Consider the following 16843-nt stretch of genomic DNA (forward strand, 5'->3'; position numbering starts at 1 on the left):
CCCGCCTCACGGGACGGAATTAAAAAAGGATTATTTGCGTTTCCAAATTACCACAGCGGGGCCGGCGCCCCGGCGCCGCCGGCATGCGTTTAAGCTCACACGGACATAGGCTCGGGTGCATGACGACGAACGATCCGCGGCGGGGTCCTGACCACCTCGGTTACTCCCCCGGCGGCCAGCGCCCGCTTCCCCAGCAGGCCAACCCGACCTGGCTGGGGCACGTCCGGCCGGAGTACTACCGGCAGGCACCGGCGAACAACCGCGGCCGGGTCCAGCCGGTGCTCCCGCCCGCCCTGCCGCGGGTCCGGGGCGGCCGCCGCTCCGCCGGCGTGGTGGGGCTCGTGCTGGCCGGCGGGTTCCTGGCGTTTATCAGCCTGTTCCTGGTCCTGCCGTTCCTGCTGGGCAGCACCGGCATTTCCGGCTTCGTCATCGGCTTTTTCGCCTCGCTGATTCCGCTGGGGACCGTGCTGCTGACGGTGCGTTTCATCGACCGCTGGGAGCCGGAGCCCAGGCCGCTCCTGCTCTTCGCCTTTGTCTGGGGAGCCGTGGTTTCGATTGCGGTGACGATGCTGATCCAGCCCTATTTCTCGCTCGTGGCGGGACCGGCCTCGGGCCTGGACTACACAACGTTCGCTGTGACGGTCCAGGCGCCGGTGGTGGAGGAATTCGCCAAGTCCCTGGGACTGCTGTTGCTGCTGCTCTTCGCCCGGAAACACTTCGACGGACCGGTCGACGGGGTGGTGTTCGCGTTCACGATCGCGGCCGGCTTCGCGTTTACCGAGAACATCCTGTACTTCGGCCGCGCGATCGCCGCGTCCAGCGACCCCGGCGCGGACCTCGCTGTGGTGTTCTTCCTGCGCGGGGTCATGTCGCCGTTCGCCCACGCCATTTTCACCGGCACCACGGGGCTGATCATGGGCTTCGCCGCACGCCGCTGGCACAACGGGCTGTCCGTGCTCGCGTTCGCCGTCGGGCTCGTTCCCGCGATGCTGCTGCACAGCGCCTGGAACAGCATGGGCGAGAACTTCCTGGCCCAGTACCTGCTGGTGCAGGTGCCGATCTTCCTGCTGGCGGTCCTGGTCATCGTGCTGCTGCGGGTTGCGGAGCGCCGGCTCACCCGCCAGCGGCTGAAGGAATACGCGGCGGCGGGCTGGTTCACCGGAGCCGAGGTGGAGATGCTGGCCACCCCTGGCGGGCGGCGTTCGGCCCTGCGCTGGGCCACGTCCGTCGGCCGGGGCCCGCAGATGAAGGCGTTGCTCCATGCCGCCACGCAGCTTGCCTTCACCCGGCAGCGGATCCTCAGCGGCCGGGACGTGCCGGCGCACCAGCTCGATGAGCGGCAGCAGCTCGCCGAGATCGCCGCCCTCCGGGCCGCCGTCGTTCACTAGGCGCGTTTTACCGCACTGCGACTTCCCGCAGCAGCTCGAATCCCTGGCGGTCAACAGGTGCTGCCGTCGCCGAGAGCAGGACAACTGCCGCGCGTGCCTCCCGGTCCAGGCCGATCCAGCTGCTGAACCCGCCCGTGCCGCCGTTGTGCCAGGTGATCCGGCGCCCCTTGGCGTCGAGGGTGAGCCAGGCGGCGCCGATGCGCATTGCCGGACCCGCGAAGTTGGCCACGGGATCAAGGGCGGACCGGCCCGGGGCGGTGCCGTCCAGGAGCGCCCGGGCGAGCCGGGCGAGGTCCTGGATGGAGGCACGGATCCCGCCGGCCGGCGCCAGCGCCTCGCCGGTCCAGGGTTGCCGGGGACGGCCGCCGCGGCTGGTGCCGGCCAGGGCGTCCGGGCCCAGTTCGCCGGGGGTTGCAGGCATGTAGACCGAGTCGAGCGCCAGTGGCCCGCAGAGGCGTGCCGCCACGAGTTCCCGGTAGCTCGTCCCCGCACCCGCCGCGATAGCGTGGCCGAGGAGTTCGAACCCGAGGTTGGAATACCTTGGCCGGGGCTTCTGCAGCCGGGGCCCCTGCAATCGAACAGCGCGGGCCTGCTCCAGCAGTTCCGCGAGGCTCTCCCCATACGGATTCTCCCCATGCAGGAAGAGTGACACCGTGCGCCCCAGCGTGGACGCGGAACCGGGCGTTGCCGGCGCCAGCCGGGGCAGCCCGGAGGCATGCCGGCTCAAGGAGCCGAGGCTGGCGCCCGCCGCAGCGCAGTTCCCCAGCGGGAGAAGTTCCCCGAGCGGCGTGGCCGGGGAAATCTCGCCCCGCCCGCACGCGTCCGCGTAGAGCAGGCCGGTGATCCCCTTGGAGATTGAGCCGATCTCGAAATCGGACCGCGGGGCGACTCCGCGGACCACCACCGATGACTCCCCGCCGACGATGGCGGCAGCGGCAAACCTTGGATGCCTGGACCCCAGCCGGGTGCGGAGTGTCGCCTCGAGCGCGGGGTTGGTGTCCACCCGCCAACGATATCCGCCGCCGCAGCGCCGTGAAAGAGCTGGACGGAGAACGCAAGAACCCGCCCGGGATGACCCGGACGGGGTTCTTAGTGGAGCATGGCGGGTCAGGCGAGCAGCGAAGGCTTCAACTGCTGCAGCCGGCCCAGCAGGCCGTTGATGAACTGCGGCGACTCGTCCGTGGAGAGGGTCTTGGCCAGGGCCACGGCCTCGCTCACGGCAACGCCGTCGGGAACGTCCTCGTTGTAGAGCAGCTCCCAGGTGCCGATCCGCAGGATGATGCGGTCCACCGAGGGCATCCGCTCCAGTGTCCAGCCCTGCGAATAGGTTTCCAGGAATTCGTCGATCGCGCTCTGGTGGGAGACAACGCCTTCAACGATTTCAAGGGTGTACGGGTTGACGATCTGGTCCGTCTGCTCCCGGCGGGACTTCAGTACATCGAACGCCGAGACGGAACGCTGCTCCGCCTCGAAGAGAACATCGAGAGCCCGGTTACGGGCTTTACCGCGTGCGCTCACTAGTCGTTGACCCGGCCGAGGTAGCTGCCGTCACGGGTGTCGACCTTGACCTTGGTGTTGTTCTCAACGAACAGCGGCACCTGGATCTCGTAGCCCGTTTCGAGGGTGGCGGGCTTGGTGCCGGCCGAGGAGCGGTCGCCCTGCAGGCCCGGCTCCGTGTAGGTGATCTCGAGCACGACGCTCGGCGGCAGCTCGATGTAGAGCGGGTTGCCCTCGTGGATGGCGATGTTCACCATCTGGTTCTCGAGCATGAAGTTGGTGGCGTCGCCGACCGTCGCGCCGGGAACCGTGAGCTGGTCGAAGTCGGTCGTGTCCATGAACACGAAGTCCGCGCCGTCCTGGTACAGGTACTGGTAGTCGCGGCGGTCAACCGTGGCGGTCTCGATCTTGAGTCCGGCGTTGAAGGTCTTGTCGACGACCTTGCCGGACATCACGTTACGCATCTTGGTGCGCACGAACGCGCCACCCTTGCCGGGCTTGACGTGCTGGAACTCAATGATGTTCCAGAGCTGGCCCTCAAGCTTCAGCACGGTTCCGTTCTTGATGTCGTTAGTGGTTGCCACTGTATCCTCTGGTTTCGTTTCTAGCTGCTTCTAGCTGCCAGCCGGTTTATGCCAGGCAAGCATGCCGAATGGCCCGCCAGCGCGTATTTATCAAAAATCCAAGATCCATTCTACCGGTTTTGCCGGTCCCCTGCCGGACGGGCCCCGCGGCACCTCAGCGTAGGCCCGGCTGGACCGCCTCAGGAAGCCCGGTCCAGCGCATCCCGGGCGCGCTGGACCGCCACGGTGGACGCGTAGATCAGGGCCGCGTCCGCGGACCCGGCAACACGCAGGTCCAGAGCTTTGGTGAAGGATTCGACGGCGGCGGCAATGTTGCCGTCGGCAAAGTAAGACCGGCCGAGGTGCTGGCGGATGACCGCTTCGTCCGGTGTGCCGCGGGTCTCGGCCAGCAGTTGGCGGAACAGTTCAACAGCCCGGTCCAGTCGGTTGGAAACCCGCAGGATGTCAGCTTCGAAGATGCGCAGCCGCAGCGAGGAGGGGTCGCTGTACCGTGCCTCGGCGAGCAGCTCGGCGGCCTCGGCGGCGTGCCCCTCTACGAGGCGGACGAAGATTCGGTCACCGGGGTCGGTCGAGGCTGCCAGCGCCGCGGCGCAGGTCTCCTCATTGACGATTTGCGGCACCAGGCTGTCCGGGTTGATCTTGATCCCGGGAAAGCCTGCATCCGGCCAATCGCTGGTACCTGTGACGAAGGGCATCAGGAGGCGATCTCCTGGTACGCGGCGAACAGCAGGGAGGTATCCGGGACGTCGAGGATACCGGGGCGGGCCACGCCGTCGAGCACCACGAAGCGCAGCAGGTCGCCGCGGGACTTTTTGTCCCGCCGCATGCCGTCGAGCAGGGCCTGCCAGCGGTCGCGCCGGTAGGTGATCGGCAGCCCCAGGCTTTCCAGGATGCTGCGGTGCCGGTCGGCGTCGGCGTCGCTGAGGCGCCCGACGCTGCGGGAGAGCTCGGCGGCGAACATCATGCCGACGGAGACGGCGGCGCCGTGGCGCCAGGAGTAGCGCTCGGCCAGTTCGATCGCGTGGCCCAGGGTATGGCCGTAGTTGAGGAATTCACGCTGGCCGGTTTCCTTGAGGTCTTCGGATACGACTCTTGCCTTGACCGTGATGGCGCGTTCGATAAGTTCCCGTACGGCGTCGGAGCGGGGGACGGAAACGGCCGCCGGATCCTTTTCGATCAGGTCGAGGATGGTCGGGTCGGCGATGAAGCCGCACTTGATGACCTCGGCCATGCCGGAGATCATCTCGTTCCTGGGCAGCGTGTCCAGGGTGTCGAGGTCCGCGAGGACACCGGCCGGCGGGTGGAATGCCCCGACGAGGTTCTTGCCTTCGGCGGTGTTGATGCCGGTCTTGCCGCCCACGGCGGCGTCCACCATGCCGAGCAGGCTGGTGGGCATGTGGATGACCTTGACGCCGCGCAGCCAGGTCGCGGCCACGAACCCGGCCAGGTCGGTCACGGCCCCGCCGCCGACGGCGACGACGGCGTCCGAACGGGTGAAGTCATTCTGGCCCAGCACCTGCCAGCAGAAGGAGGCCACCTCGATGTGCTTGCCTTCTTCCGCGTCGGGGATCTCGGCGGTCAGCGCCGTGAAGCCTGCCGAAGCGAGTTCTTCACGGACGGTGTCGCCGGTGAGGCGCAGCGCCCGCGGGTGGATGACCAGGACACGTTTGACCCGCTCCCCCAGCAGCCCGGGCAGGCTGGCCAGCAGGCCGCGGCCCACAACGACGTCGTAGTTCTCCCCGGGTGTCTGCCCGGTGACCTTGATGACGGTTGATTCGGTGATCACTTTTCAACTTCCTTTGTCGCCGCTGGCGTGGGTACGGCCGCGGTTGCCGCCGCCGTGTACCCGCGCAGCGCATCTTCAAGCCGGTGCGCGATGTCAGGAACTGATCCGTTCCGCACATCGATGACCAGGTCGGCCAGCCGCTCGTAGACCGGCCGCCGGGTGGCGAACAGCGTCTTCCATCGTTCCATGGCGTCGCCGGCCAGCAGCGGCCGGCCGGAATTCCTGCTGATGCGTTCCGCCACGGTGTCCGCATCACATTCGAGGTAGACCACGGTGCAGTGCTGCAGCAGCTGCTGGGTGCCGGAGTCCAGCACGGCGCCGCCGCCCAGGGAGATTACCGTATTGGTGCCCCGCGCGTCGTCGATGGCGCGGGCGACAGCCCTGGCCTCAAGCTCCCGGAAGGCGTGCTCGCCGCGGCTGGCGAAGATCTCCGCGATGGATCCGTGGTTTGCCACCACCACAACGTCGGTGTCCACGAACGGGGCTCCGAGTTGCTGGGCAATCTGGTGTCCGATGGCCGATTTTCCGACCGCCATCGGCCCGATCAACACGATGGGCCGGGCAGCCGCCCGGGCCGGCACTGCCGGTATTTCGGCCGGCACTAGTGGCCGATCGAGTCCAGGGACGCCGGAATGTTGTCCAGGTAACCCTTGATGTTACGGGCGGTTTCCTGCACGGAATCGCCGCCGAACTTTTCCGTGACCGCCTCGGCCAGCACGAGCGCCACCATGGCCTCAGCGACGACCCCGGCCGCCGGCACCGCACAAACGTCGGAGCGCTGGTGGTGGGCCTTGGCGGCCTCTCCGGTGCTGACGTCGACGGTCTTGAGGGCGCGCGGGACGGTGGCGATGGGCTTCATCGCGGCGCGGACGCGGAGGACATCGCCGATGCTCATGCCGCCCTCGATGCCGCCGGCGCGGTTGGACGTGCGGATGATCCGGCCGTCGGCGTCCTTGACGATCTCGTCATGGGCGGCGGAGCCGCGGCGGGACGCGGTGAGGAAGCCGTCGCCGACCTCGACGCCCTTGATGGCCTGGATGCCCATCAGGGCAGCCGCGAGCCTCGAATCGAGGCGGCGGTCCCAGTGGACGTAGCTGCCGAGTCCCGGCGGGAGTCCATAGGCGAGGACCTCGACGACACCCCCGAGTGTTTCGCCTTCCTTGTGCGCGATGTCGACCTCGGCGACCATGGCGTCGGAGGTTTCGCGGTCGAAGCAGCGCAAGGGGTCGGCGTCGAGGGCCAGGACATTGTCCGGCACGGGCAGCGGCCGGCCTTCCGGAACGGACGTTGTTGCAATCGCTACCGTGTGGGAGACGAGTTCGATGCCGAGCTGCCTGAGGAACGCGGAGGCGACGGTGCCGAGAGCGACGCGGGTGGCCGTTTCGCGGGCGCTGGCACGCTCCAGCACGGGACGCGCCTCGTCGAAGCCGTATTTCTGCATGCCGGTGAAGTCCGCGTGGCCGGGCCGGGGGCGGGTCAGCGGGGCGTTACGCGCCTGGTCGGCGAGGATCTCCGGGTCCACGGGATCGGCAGACATGATCTGCTCCCACTTGGGCCATTCGGTGTTGCCGACCTGGATGGCGACGGGGCCTCCCTGGGTGGTGCCGTGCCGGACGCCGCCGAGGATCGTGACCACGTCCTGCTCAAACTTCATCCGCGCGCCGCGGCCGTAGCCCAGCCGGCGGCGGGCCAGCGAATCGGCGATTTGGGCGCTGGTGAGTTCCACACCGGCGGGCACGCCTTCGATAATTCCGACCAGTGCCGGGCCATGGGATTCTCCGGCAGTCAACCAACGCAACATAAAATCCATCCTGCCATGTAAGGCGGTTAGAACACCCGTCGGGGCGCCCCGACTGCGTCACACATCACATCTATGACTTCAGCGGGCACGGCCTCACCAAGGCCGGTGAAGTGGCGGACCTGTTCCACGGCCTGGTAGATGAGCATCTCCAGGCCGGGGATCACAGTACCGCCGGCCTCTTGCCAGGCGGAGGCGATCCGGCTGGGCCACGGGTCGTACGCGACGTCCAGCAGCACGCCGGGCCGGACCCCTGCGGTTTCCGGGGACGGCCCGCCGGCGCGGTGCGCGAAGAGCTCAGCGAGTTCCGCGGCGAGCGGGTCCGCGGCCCGGGGCGGCAGAGTGGAGATGACGACGTCGGCCCCGGCGACGGCGGCGGCAGCCCCGGCCAGCGGAAGGACCCGGATCGGAAGGCCGATCGCGGCCGCGGCGGCCCGTGCCTCCGCGGCGCGGGTGACATCGCGGACGAAGATGTCGGCGTCCGGCGCGCCCAGTTCCTTCAGCGCAGCGACCGCGGCGGCCGAGGTGCCGCCGCCGCCCAGGACGACGGCGGTGGGCGCGGACGCGGCCCCCGCGTGGCGGAGGGCGTTGACGATGCCGGCGACGTCGGTGTTGTAGCCGACCAGGCGGGTGGCGCCCGCGCTGTCTCCCGGCGCGGGGCGCTCGAATGCGACCGTGTTCACGACGCCGAGGTCGCGGGCAACGCCGCGCACCTCATCCACCTCGCGGACCATGCCGGACTTCAGCGGCATGGTGACCGACAGCCCGCGCCAGTCGTTCTTCTGCCTCACGTCTTCCCGGACCCGGGACATAAAGGCCGGGAGTGCCTCCTCGGTGACGTCGATCGCCTCGTAGTCCAGCTCAACGCCAAGATGCGCGTAGGCGGCCCGGTGCAGCGACGGCGACTTCGAATGGCTGATCGGGTGCCCGAGCACGGCGGCCCTGAGGGTCATACGCAGCGTCCGGGGTTGTCCTCGCACCAGGCGTTGTACCGGGCCACGTAGACGTTGTGCTCAGCCAGCGTCTTGGAGAACAAGGTCTCCTTGGTGTCCAGGTTGATCGTCACCCAGTAGAGGTAGTCGTTCGACTTGGGCCTGGCGGCCGCGTCAATCGCCGTCTTGCCCGGGGAGCCAATGGGCCCGACCGGCAGGCCCTGGTTGGCGTAGGTGTTGTAGAGGTTCGATGTGTCCGCCTTTTGGGCCTCGTCAATGTGGAAGCTCTTGATGCCGAGCCCGTAGGTCACAGTCGCATCGGACTGGATCAATCCGTTCGTCTCGACGTTGTCCGGCTTGAGGCGGTTGTAGATCGCGCCGGCCACGTCGCCGTACTCCGCCTGGCCCCCCTCCGCCTGCACAATGCTGGCGACCGTGACGACGTCGTACTGCTTTGCGGGATCGGTGACGCCTTGGGATGTGAGTTCATCGAGGGTGGTGGTTACAAGCTTTTGCAGTACGTCCTTGGCAGGGGTGCCGAGCGGGAACCGATACTCGCCGGGGGCGAGGAAGCCTTCGAGGTTCGCGGCCTTGGCGGGCGCGCCGAACTGGGTGGGCTTTTCACTGAGTGCCTTGAGTTCCGTGACCGGAACACCGGTGCCCTCGGAGATGGCCTGCAGCGATTCGCCGATCCTGAGACCGGCACTCAGCGCGAAATACATCACCTTGCCCTGGTCCTTGTTCAGAAGCACGGCGACGGCGTCGGAGTTCTTCATTTCGTTGCGCATGGTGAAATCCCCGGGAGCCAACGCGCCGCCGGAGGCCATGAATTCCCGGAGGAAGGTGTCCGCGTTGGCCACCACTTTCTTGTCCTGGAGTTCGGTCGCCACAGACTTCGGACCGGCTCCCGGCGGCACGGTGATGGTGACCTCGCCAGTTCCGGGGCCCGGGTAGTCGGCCGCCGTGTCCCCGCCGAGGAGGGGCTTCAGGAACTGTGCCCCGACGGCGATGGCCACGACGAAGACCGACAAGGTCAGCAGCAGGGCCAGGAAGCGGCGCCGGCGGCGGACCTTCTTGGAGGGTTTTTTGGACGTACGGATGGCGGCACCCCCGGCCAATTCAACATGGCCGTCTTCGTTGTGGTATTCGACAGGGCGGCCGTCCGCGTCTTCGGGGTGGAGGGCGTGTGCGTAGTGAGCCTCAGCGTCATGACCGGGTTCGTGACGCGTTTCCTGACCGGGATGCGGGTCGGTTTGGTGATGGGCCGCGTCCTCACGGACGACACCGCCCGCGTATTCGTGTACAGGTTCGTCGTGCACGGTTTCGTAGTCAGCAGGTTCGTCCGGCACGGGCTCTGCGGGAACGGGCTCTGCGGGAACGGGCTCTGCGGGAACAGGCTCTTCGTGCACAGTGGGGGCTGCTGCGGGCAGATCCGGCGCGTCAGCTGCATGGATCGGGGCCGGCAGGACCGTGTCATCGGCCTCGGGGAAGGAACCGTGCCCGGCACCTGGAGCAGCGGGCTGGACGTACTCGCCGGTCTCGAATGCCTGCGGCGGGATAACGTCGTGACCCTCTGTCGCCTGGACCTTCTGTTGGGCCCTGAGCTCTTTACGGGTCAGCGGTCGGCCGGCGCCGCCGAAAACTTCGCCGGAGGGGTCGTCACTGTTGACCGGGCTCACTGTAGCCTTCCATTTTGGGCAGAATGCGTCGCGCAGAATGCTTGTCTTGTGCCGGACCGGCCTGAGCGCCATCCCCGGTTGGCCCCGGCGCGGACGCCGCTAATACGCGGCTTCCGACATCCGTCCCCCTGGCCTTTTGCATATCAATTGCATGTTGCAGGATACCTGCCGCTGCAACCTGATCAACTACCTTACGGTGATTTCGGCTGCTCATGCCAGCTTCGTGGAGGTTCCGGTGGGCCGACACCGTGCTCAGGCGCTCATCGACCAGCCGGACCGGAACATCGGCACCTGACTCCCCCAGTTTACCCGCCAGTAGCTTTGCGTAGTCCGTCGCCATCCGGGCCGAGGCATGTTCCTCGCCCTTCATCGTCCGCGGCAGGCCGACAAAGATCTCCACGGCCCCGAGTTCCAAGGCCAGGGCCGCGAGGATCCGCACGTCGGTGTTCTTCTTCGCGTTCCGCTCCAGGGTGCGCAAGGGGGTCGCCAGGATTCCCTCACGGTCGCAGACCGCCACGCCGACCCTGACAGTGCCGACGTCGACCCCGAGCTTGACGCCCTGGGGGTAGGCGCCGGGCACAGCAGCGTCGTTCACGGGTCGTCCTTATCGCCGGGTAATGGCGTCCACGACGGCCGCGAGGGCGGCGCCGACCTTGGAGGCGTCCGTGCCGCCGCCCTGGGCGACGTCGTCCTTGCCGCCGCCGCCGCCGCCGAGGATTCCGGCGGCGAGGCGCACCAGGGCACCAGCCTTGACACCGGCTGCCCGGGCAGCTTCGTTGGCGGCGATCAGGATCACGGGGCGGTCATTGCTGACACCCGCGACCGCGACGGCGGCCGGCTCGGAGCCGAGACGGGTCCGCAGGTCCAGTGCCAGGCCGCGGAGGTCATCCGCGCCGCTGACCTGGCCGGCGTCGTGCGCGATGACCTTGACGCCGGCAGCGTCCGTGGCCGTGCCGACGAGCTGCGCTGCGGCTGCCGTGAGCTGCTCCTTGCGGAGGCGCTCGAGTTCCTTCTCGGCAGTCTTGAGTTTGGTGAGGGTGGTGGCGATCCGGTCCGCGAGGAGACCGGAGGGAACCTTGAGCATTTCGGTGAGTTCGGTAACCAGGGCACGTTCGGCGGCGAGGTGCCGGAAGGCGTCCATGCCGACGAAGGCCTCGACGCGGCGGTTTCCCGATCCGACGGACTGTTCCCCGAGCAGGGAGAGGCTGCCGATCAGCGACGTGTTTTCCACGTGCGTGCCGCCGCAGAGCTCACGGGACCAGGCGCCGTCGATCTCGACGACGCGGACTTCGTTGCCGTAGTTCTCGCCGAAGAGTGCCATGGCGCCGAGGGCCTTGGCCTCGGCGAGGCCCATAAGCTTGGTCTCCACCCGGAAGTTGTTGCGGATGGCGATGTTGGAGACTTCCTCGATTTCCGAGCGCGTGGCCGGGCTCAGGCCCTCGCCCCAGGCGAAGTCGAAGCGCAGGTAGCCGGCCTTGTTGAAGGAGCCGCGCTGCAGCGCTTCCGGGCCGAGGATCTGATGCAGGGCCGCGTGCACGATGTGCGTGCCGGTGTGGGCCTGCTCGGCGGCGTGCCGGCGTTCCCGGTCCACGGCGGCCTGGACGAGGGAGTCGGCGCCGATTTCGCCTTCACGGACGATTGCCTTGTGCACGCTCAGGCCCTTGATCGGGCGCTGGACGTCCAGCACCTCGACGACGAAGCCGTCGCCGGTGATCAGTCCGGTATCGGCGGCCTGGCCGCCGGCCTCGGCGTAGAACGGGGTCTCGGCCAGGACGAGCTCGATTTCGTCGCCCGTGGAGGCCTGGGAGACCTTGCGCCCGGCGGCGAGGATGCCCCGGACCTTGGACTCGCCTGTGAGCTCGGTGTAGCCGGTGAAGACGGTCTCGCCGGCGGACAGCAGCTCCTGGAAGGCGCTGAGGTCCGCGTGGGATCCCTTCTTGCCCTTGGCGTCGGCCTGGGCGCGCTGGCGCTGTTCGAGCATGAGCTTGCGGAACTCGGGCTCGTCGACCTTCAGTCCGGCCTCTTCAGCCATTTCGAGGGTGAGGTCGATCGGGAAGCCGTAGGTGTCATGCAGGGCAAAGGCGTCGGCGCCGGACAGCGGGCGGCCGGCGGCCTGGGACTCCTTGACGGCGTCCTCGAGGCGGGCGGTGCCGGAGGCGATGGTGCGCAGGAACGCCTTCTCCTCGGCGTAGGCGATCCGGCTGATCCGGTCGAAGTCCGTCTCCACGATGGGGTAGACGCCCTTCATGGCGTCGCGGGAGGCGGGCAGCAGTTCCGGCAGGCAGGCCTTTTCGACGCCGAGCAGGCGCATGGAGCGGACGGCGCGGCGGATCAGGCGGCGCAGGACGTAGCCACGGCCTTCGTTGGAGGGGGTGACGCCGTCGGCGATCAGCATGAGGGAGGAGCGGATGTGGTCGGCGACGACGCGCATCCGGACGTCGTCGGTGTGGTGCGGGTCCTCGGCGGACTCCGCCGACGTGTATTCGCGGCCGGAGAGCGCCGCGGCCCGGTCGATGACGGGGCGGACCTGGTCGGTCTCGTACATGTTCTCGACGTCCTGGAGGATCATCGCGAGACGTTCCATGCCCAGGCCGGTGTCGATGTTTTTCTTGGGCAGTTCGCCCGTGATGTCGAAGTCCACCTTGGAGCGCACGTTGTCGATCTGGTACTGCATGAACACGAGGTTCCAGATTTCCACGTAGCGGTTCTCGTCCGCGATCGGGCCGCCTTCGACGCCGTAGGCGGGGCCGCGGTCGTAGTAGATTTCGGAGCAGGGGCCGGCCGGGCCCGGCTGTCCGGTGGACCAGTAGTTGTCGGCCTTGCCCATGCGCTGGATCCGCTCGGCGGGCATTCCGGTGTTCTTGAGCCAGAGCTGCTCGGCCTCATCGTCCTCTTCGTAGACGGTGACCCAGAGGCGCTCGGGCGGCAGGCCGTAGCCGCCGTCGTCCACGCCCGTGGTGAGCAGTTCCCACGCGAACTTGATGGCGTCTTCCTTGAAGTAATCGCCGAAGGAGAAGTTGCCGCACATCTGGAAGAAGGTGCCGTGGCGGGCGGTCTTGCCGACTTCCTCAATGTCGCCGGTCCGGATGCACTTCTGCACGCTGGTGGCGCGCTTGTAGGGGGCTTCCTCCCGGGCGGTCAGGTAAGGGATGAACGGGACCATGCCGGCCACAGTAAACAGCAGGGAAGGGTCGCTGGAGACCAGGGACGCGGAGGGAACCGCCGTGTGGCCCTTGCTGACAAAAAAGTCGATCCAGCGCTTGGTGATCTCCTGCGACTTCATGAGCTGATTACATACCCTTCAATATTCACTGTGTTTATGTTCACTGTGTTTTTTGTTCACTGCGTTTGGGGTTCGCGCGTGTGGTCCGCGGGAACGGTGTGGTCCCGGCCTTGGGCCGTGCCAGCGGCCCACATGCGGGTGCCGGCCTCTTTCAATTCTCTCCCGGCTAGCGCCGGACTGCATCCCGTCCGGCCGTGCCGTGGCCGATGGCCTTTTCCAGGCCGGCGTCTATGCCCAGGGCGCCGCGGAGTTCGGTCTCGCGCTCGTTCATGCCTTCGCGGACGGCGTCGGCGAAGTCGTACAGGCCGTCGGTGAGCCGGCCCACGGCCCGGTTGAGGCCCTCGGGGCCCAGGGTGGACTGCGCCTCGGTGAATTTGCGGAACGCGATGACGCCGATGGCGACGCCGATTCCCATCCAGATGATTCTGTTCATGTCAGGTTCTCCAGCTGGGATTAGCGGCTGCGGCGGCCGGTAGCGGGCTTTTTACGGGCAGAGAAGGCCGCCCGCACGCCGTAGCTGAAGGAGGCGACCTTGATCAGTGGCGAACCCACGGTGGCGGCCACGAGCGAGGACAGCGCCGAGATGTTGGCCGACGCGTCGGAGACGTTGTTCGTGATCCCGTCGACCTTCTTCAGCTGCTCGTTGGTGCTCGACACGGTCGCCGTGACTTCGTCCATGAGCGGGGTCGCACCGTCGCTGATGGAACGGATCGAGGTCCGCACTTCGTCGAACACTCCCCCGAGCTTCAGAATCGGCACGGCGAGCAGCAGGACCAGCAGTGCAAACACTCCGGCCGCGATCAGGCCGGCAATATCGCCACCAGTCATAGTCGTTCATCTCCTTGTTGCGTCGTGTCCCTGCGGGCGCCTCCGGCTGACACAGCCGGCAACCGCAGAACTCCCCCAAGTACCTTACATACAAAGAAGCCCGCGGCGCTTGCCACGGGCTTCTTTGTAAGGTGTCGCGTTGGATCTAGCGTGCGTAGAATTCCACAACGAGCTGCTCTTCGCAGGTCACGGGGACCTCGGAGCGCTTGGGACGACGGACCAGGCGTGCCTGCAGGGCGTCAAGCTTGACGTCCAGGTAGGCCGGAACCATCGGCAGGACGTCGCGGTGGGCGCCGGCTGCTGCGACCTGGAACGGAGGCATGGACTCGCTGCGGCTGTGAACGTGGACCAGCTGGCCCTCGGAGACGCGGAAAGACGGGCGGTCAACGCGGATGCCGTCGACCAGGATGTGGCGGTGGACAACCAGCTGGCGGGCCTGGGCGATGGTGCGGGCGAAACCTGCACGCAGCACGAGGGCGTCGAGACGCATTTCGAGCAGTTCGATCAGGTTTTCACCGGTCAGGCCCTTGGTGCGGCGTGCTTCTTCGAAGGCACGGGTCATCTGGGCTTCGCGGATGCCGTACTGGGCGCGCAGACGCTGCTTTTCGCGCAGACGTACGGCGTAGTCGGAGTCCTGCTTCTTGCGGGCACGGCCATGCTCACCGGGGCCGTACGGGCGGCGCTCCATGTACTTGGCGGCCTTGGGGGTCAGAGCAATGCCGAGGGCACGCGAGAGGCGTGCGGTACGGCGAGCACGAGTGTTGTTAGCCACTTGTGTCCTTCCAATATCTGCGGTGTGTCAGTGTTACTGGCCTCCACGATGGAGAGCATCGGCCAACCGCTGCCTTTTGCTACTGGGCACAGCGCTAATCCATCAGGACAGCATGAAATGCTGAAATCGGGTGGATTGTGCGTCTGCGCCTTGCCAGACAACGAACAATCCTAGCACGTCGGAGCCGCCGGACCGTCAGGGCCGGCGTCAGGTCCGGGCGTGTACGCCCCGCCCGCCGCGACGCCCGAACGATGCCGCGCCCAGGAATTCGACCGCCACGAACGGGGCGGAGCCCGCGACCCATTCGTCATGGCCGGGCGGAATCGCGTAGGTATCGTTGGCGCGGATCGTGGAGCGCAGCCCTTCGGAGGATTCCACTTCCATCACGCCCGAGATGCAGAATCCCAGATGGTGGTGTTCGCAGAGGTCGGTCTGTTCAAAGGGTCTGATGGACTGGGACCACCGCCAGCCCGGACCAAGGATCAGCCGCGCCACGGAATAGTCGTTCACGGTGACGAGATCGAATTCGGCGTTGTCCGGGCACCGTTTCTTGTCCGGCAGATCAAAGGACTTAACGGCCAGTGCTGTGACGAAATTGACGGGCATGGGAGGCACAACCTTGCAACTTGGGCGACGAAGTAACTTGGGCGACGAAGCCTTGCATGAAGACTGACTATTGATGTGCCGGCCGCCAACCTGAGGTCCGGGAAGCGAGGAGCCGGCACCATGTGCTGCTGTCCCCGACCAAGCACGCACGTTCAGCAGGTCCTTGCTGACTTAAGTCCACGTTAGACCTCGCGGACGGGAAGTCAACGGGCACTTTCCGGGCCCGCCGGTCACTTGCCCCGGATGATCCTGCGCAGCCGCTCCAGCCGGGTGGAGATGTCCCGTTCGGCGCCGTTGGCGGTCGGCTCGTAGTAGTTGCGTCCCACGAGGTCGTCCGGCGGGTACTGCTGGGTGGCCACCGAGTGGGGCGCGTCATGGGCGTATTTGTAGCCCTGCCCGTGGCCCAGCTGCTTGGACCCCGGGTAGTGGGCATCGCGCAGGTGGGCGGGAATGCCGTTGCCGAGGCCGGCACGGACGTCGGCGATGGCCTGGTTGATCCCCATGTAAGCGGCGTTGGATTTGGGTGCGGTGGCAAGGTGGACCACGGCCTCCGCCAGGACGATACGGCCTTCGGGCATGCCGATCAGCTGGACGGCCTGGGCGGCGGCGACGGCGGTCTGCAGTGCCGTCGGGTCCGCCATTCCCACGTCCTCGGCCGCGGAGATAACGATGCGGCGGGCCACGAACTTCGGGTCCTCCCCCGCCTCGAGCATCCGGGCGAGGTAGTGCAGGGCGGCGTCGACGTCGGAGCCCCGGATGGACTTGATGAAGGCGCTGGCGACGTCGTAGTGCTGGTCGCCGGCCCGGTCATAGCGCACGGACGCGACGTCGAGGGCACGTTCCGTGTGCTTGAGTTCGATCTTCACCGGAGCGTCCCCGGCCGCCGCCATCCCGTCGGCGTCGTCCGCGTCTCCGAAGGCGACGCCGGCGGCGGCTTCGAGCGCGGTCAGGGCCCGGCGGGCATCCCCGCCGGAGAGCCGGACCAGGTGCGCCAGGGCCTCGTCGCTGAGTTCCACTTTGCCGCCGAGGCCGCGGGCGTCAGCGGCGGCCCGCAGCAGCAGGCCCTCGACGTCGGCGTCGGTGAGCGGTTTCAGCGTCAGCAGCAGCGACCGCGAGAGCAGCGGCGAGACGACGGAGAAAGAGGGGTTTTCGGTGGTCGCGGCGACCAGGACCACCCAGCGGTTCTCGACGCCGGGCAGCAAGGCGTCCTGCTGGGCCTTGTTGAAGCGGTGGATCTCGTCCAGGAACAGCACGGTGGTGGTTTTGAAGAGGTCGCGGGCGGTGAGGGCCTCATCCATGACGCGGCGGACGTCCTTGACGCCGGCGGTGATGGCGGAGAGCTCGACGAACTTCCGGCCGGGGCCCTTGGCGATGACGTGGGCGAGCGTGGTCTTGCCCGTGCCGGGCGGCCCCCAGAGGATCAGCGAGCTGGGGCCGGCGGGGCCGGTGGCGTCCGTGCCGGCGGCGAGCTGGCGCAGCGGCGAGCCCTGGCCGAGGAGATGCTGCTGGCCCACCACATCATCGAGCGTCCGCGGCCGCATCCGGACGGCGAGCGGGCTGCGCGGTGAAGGGGCGCGGCGGTCGGAGCCTGCGTCGACCGTGTCTTCGGCGTCGCCGTCATCCTCGATAGCGCCGCCGCTGTCCCGTCCTGCGCCAAAGAGATCTTCCACATAGATAGGCTACTTCTAGT

The 16843-nt window shown here is 67.5% G+C and carries 17 protein-coding genes; 1 reads left to right on the forward strand and 16 read right to left on the reverse strand.

The features are described from left to right. The first annotated feature begins 119 nt into the window (after positions 1-119). Positions 120-1388 carry a PrsW family intramembrane metalloprotease gene (locus ABIC21_RS10395; protein ID WP_354350318.1) on the forward strand — a complete coding sequence of 423 codons (1269 nt, stop codon included), beginning with the start codon at positions 120-122 and terminating at the stop codon, positions 1386-1388. 7 nt (positions 1389-1395) lie between these two features. Here ABIC21_RS10395 and ABIC21_RS10400 read toward each other — a convergent pair whose 3' ends face one another. From ABIC21_RS10400 to ABIC21_RS10475, 16 genes are all read right to left on the reverse strand, one after another. Beyond that, positions 1396-2391: a serine hydrolase domain-containing protein gene (locus ABIC21_RS10400; protein ID WP_354350319.1), complete on the reverse strand. Its 996-nt coding sequence runs from the start codon at positions 2389-2391 to the stop codon at positions 1396-1398. Between the two features lie 104 nt (positions 2392-2495). After that, on the reverse strand, positions 2496-2906 hold the full coding sequence (nusB, locus tag ABIC21_RS10405; protein ID WP_354350320.1) for a transcription antitermination factor NusB: 411 nt from the start codon (positions 2904-2906) through the stop codon (positions 2496-2498). Next, a complete protein-coding gene (gene efp, locus ABIC21_RS10410) occupies positions 2906-3469 on the reverse strand; it encodes an elongation factor P (protein ID WP_056429593.1) in 564 nt (187 codons plus the stop codon). The genes nusB and efp overlap by 1 nt, the downstream gene beginning before the upstream one ends. A gap of 179 nt (positions 3470-3648) precedes the next feature. Then, positions 3649-4164, reverse strand: coding sequence for a tetratricopeptide repeat protein (locus tag ABIC21_RS10415; RefSeq protein ID WP_354350321.1), 516 nt, complete (start codon positions 4162-4164; stop codon positions 3649-3651). After that, positions 4164-5255, reverse strand: coding sequence for a 3-dehydroquinate synthase (aroB, locus tag ABIC21_RS10420; protein WP_354350322.1), 1092 nt, complete (start codon positions 5253-5255; stop codon positions 4164-4166). The genes ABIC21_RS10415 and aroB overlap by 1 nt, the downstream gene beginning before the upstream one ends. After that, complete coding sequence (locus tag ABIC21_RS10425) at positions 5252-5845, reverse strand: shikimate kinase (protein WP_502935987.1); 594 nt, start codon at positions 5843-5845, stop codon at positions 5252-5254. The genes aroB and ABIC21_RS10425 overlap by 4 nt, the downstream gene beginning before the upstream one ends. A gap of 11 nt (positions 5846-5856) precedes the next feature. Next, positions 5857-7056, reverse strand: a complete 1200-nt coding sequence (gene aroC / locus ABIC21_RS10430; RefSeq protein ID WP_354350324.1) for a chorismate synthase — start codon at positions 7054-7056, stop codon at positions 5857-5859. A gap of 26 nt (positions 7057-7082) precedes the next feature. Beyond that, positions 7083-8006 carry a shikimate dehydrogenase gene (locus ABIC21_RS10435; RefSeq protein WP_354350325.1) on the reverse strand — a complete coding sequence of 308 codons (924 nt, stop codon included), beginning with the start codon at positions 8004-8006 and terminating at the stop codon, positions 7083-7085. Beyond that, positions 8003-9664, reverse strand: coding sequence for an endolytic transglycosylase MltG (mltG, locus tag ABIC21_RS10440; protein ID WP_354350326.1), 1662 nt, complete (start codon positions 9662-9664; stop codon positions 8003-8005). The genes ABIC21_RS10435 and mltG overlap by 4 nt, the downstream gene beginning before the upstream one ends. Continuing rightward, positions 9645-10259 carry a Holliday junction resolvase RuvX gene (gene ruvX, locus ABIC21_RS10445; RefSeq protein ID WP_354350327.1) on the reverse strand — a complete coding sequence of 205 codons (615 nt, stop codon included), beginning with the start codon at positions 10257-10259 and terminating at the stop codon, positions 9645-9647. Before ruvX ends, mltG begins: the two co-directional genes overlap by 20 nt. A 9-nt stretch (positions 10260-10268) precedes the next feature. Beyond that, positions 10269-12947, reverse strand: coding sequence for an alanine--tRNA ligase (gene alaS / locus ABIC21_RS10450; RefSeq protein ID WP_354350328.1), 2679 nt, complete (start codon positions 12945-12947; stop codon positions 10269-10271). Between the two features lie 166 nt (positions 12948-13113). Further along, positions 13114-13380: a DUF6167 family protein gene (locus ABIC21_RS10455; protein ID WP_354350329.1), complete on the reverse strand. Its 267-nt coding sequence runs from the start codon at positions 13378-13380 to the stop codon at positions 13114-13116. Between the two features lie 20 nt (positions 13381-13400). Continuing rightward, complete coding sequence (locus ABIC21_RS10460) at positions 13401-13775, reverse strand: DUF948 domain-containing protein (protein ID WP_354350330.1); 375 nt, start codon at positions 13773-13775, stop codon at positions 13401-13403. A gap of 145 nt (positions 13776-13920) precedes the next feature. Beyond that, on the reverse strand, positions 13921-14547 hold the full coding sequence (gene rpsD / locus ABIC21_RS10465; protein ID WP_024364981.1) for a 30S ribosomal protein S4: 627 nt from the start codon (positions 14545-14547) through the stop codon (positions 13921-13923). A gap of 207 nt (positions 14548-14754) precedes the next feature. Further along, the gene (locus tag ABIC21_RS10470) at positions 14755-15153 is read right to left on the reverse strand and encodes a cupin domain-containing protein (RefSeq protein ID WP_354350331.1); all 399 of its coding nucleotides are present in this window, start codon (positions 15151-15153) and stop codon (positions 14755-14757) included. A 230-nt stretch (positions 15154-15383) separates the two neighbouring features. Then, the gene (locus tag ABIC21_RS10475; protein ID WP_354350332.1) at positions 15384-16823 is read right to left on the reverse strand and encodes a replication-associated recombination protein A; all 1440 of its coding nucleotides are present in this window, start codon (positions 16821-16823) and stop codon (positions 15384-15386) included. Between the last annotated feature and the right edge of the window lie 20 nt (positions 16824-16843).

The sequence above is a fragment of the Pseudarthrobacter sp. PvP090 genome, assembly GCF_040547365.1.
GTDB lineage: Bacteria > Actinomycetota > Actinomycetes > Actinomycetales > Micrococcaceae > Arthrobacter.

Bases quoted from the DNA above. Each gene is read 5' to 3' on its own strand.
- ABIC21_RS10395 (WP_354350318.1), top strand. From the start codon at position 120: ATGACGACGAACGATCCGCGGCGGGGTCCTGACCACCTCGGTTACTCC.
- ABIC21_RS10415 (WP_354350321.1), bottom strand. From the start codon at position 4,164: ATGCCCTTCGTCACAGGTACCAGCGATTGGCCGGATGCAGGCTTTCCC.
- aroC (WP_354350324.1), bottom strand. From the start codon at position 7,056: ATGTTGCGTTGGTTGACTGCCGGAGAATCCCATGGCCCGGCACTGGTC.
- ABIC21_RS10435 (WP_354350325.1), bottom strand. From the start codon at position 8,006: ATGACCCTCAGGGCCGCCGTGCTCGGGCACCCGATCAGCCATTCGAAG.
- alaS (WP_354350328.1), bottom strand. From the start codon at position 12,947: ATGAAGTCGCAGGAGATCACCAAGCGCTGGATCGACTTTTTTGTCAGC.
- ABIC21_RS10455 (WP_354350329.1), bottom strand. From the start codon at position 13,380: ATGAACAGAATCATCTGGATGGGAATCGGCGTCGCCATCGGCGTCATC.
- ABIC21_RS10460 (WP_354350330.1), bottom strand. From the start codon at position 13,775: ATGACTGGTGGCGATATTGCCGGCCTGATCGCGGCCGGAGTGTTTGCA.
- ABIC21_RS10470 (WP_354350331.1), bottom strand. From the start codon at position 15,153: ATGCCCGTCAATTTCGTCACAGCACTGGCCGTTAAGTCCTTTGATCTG.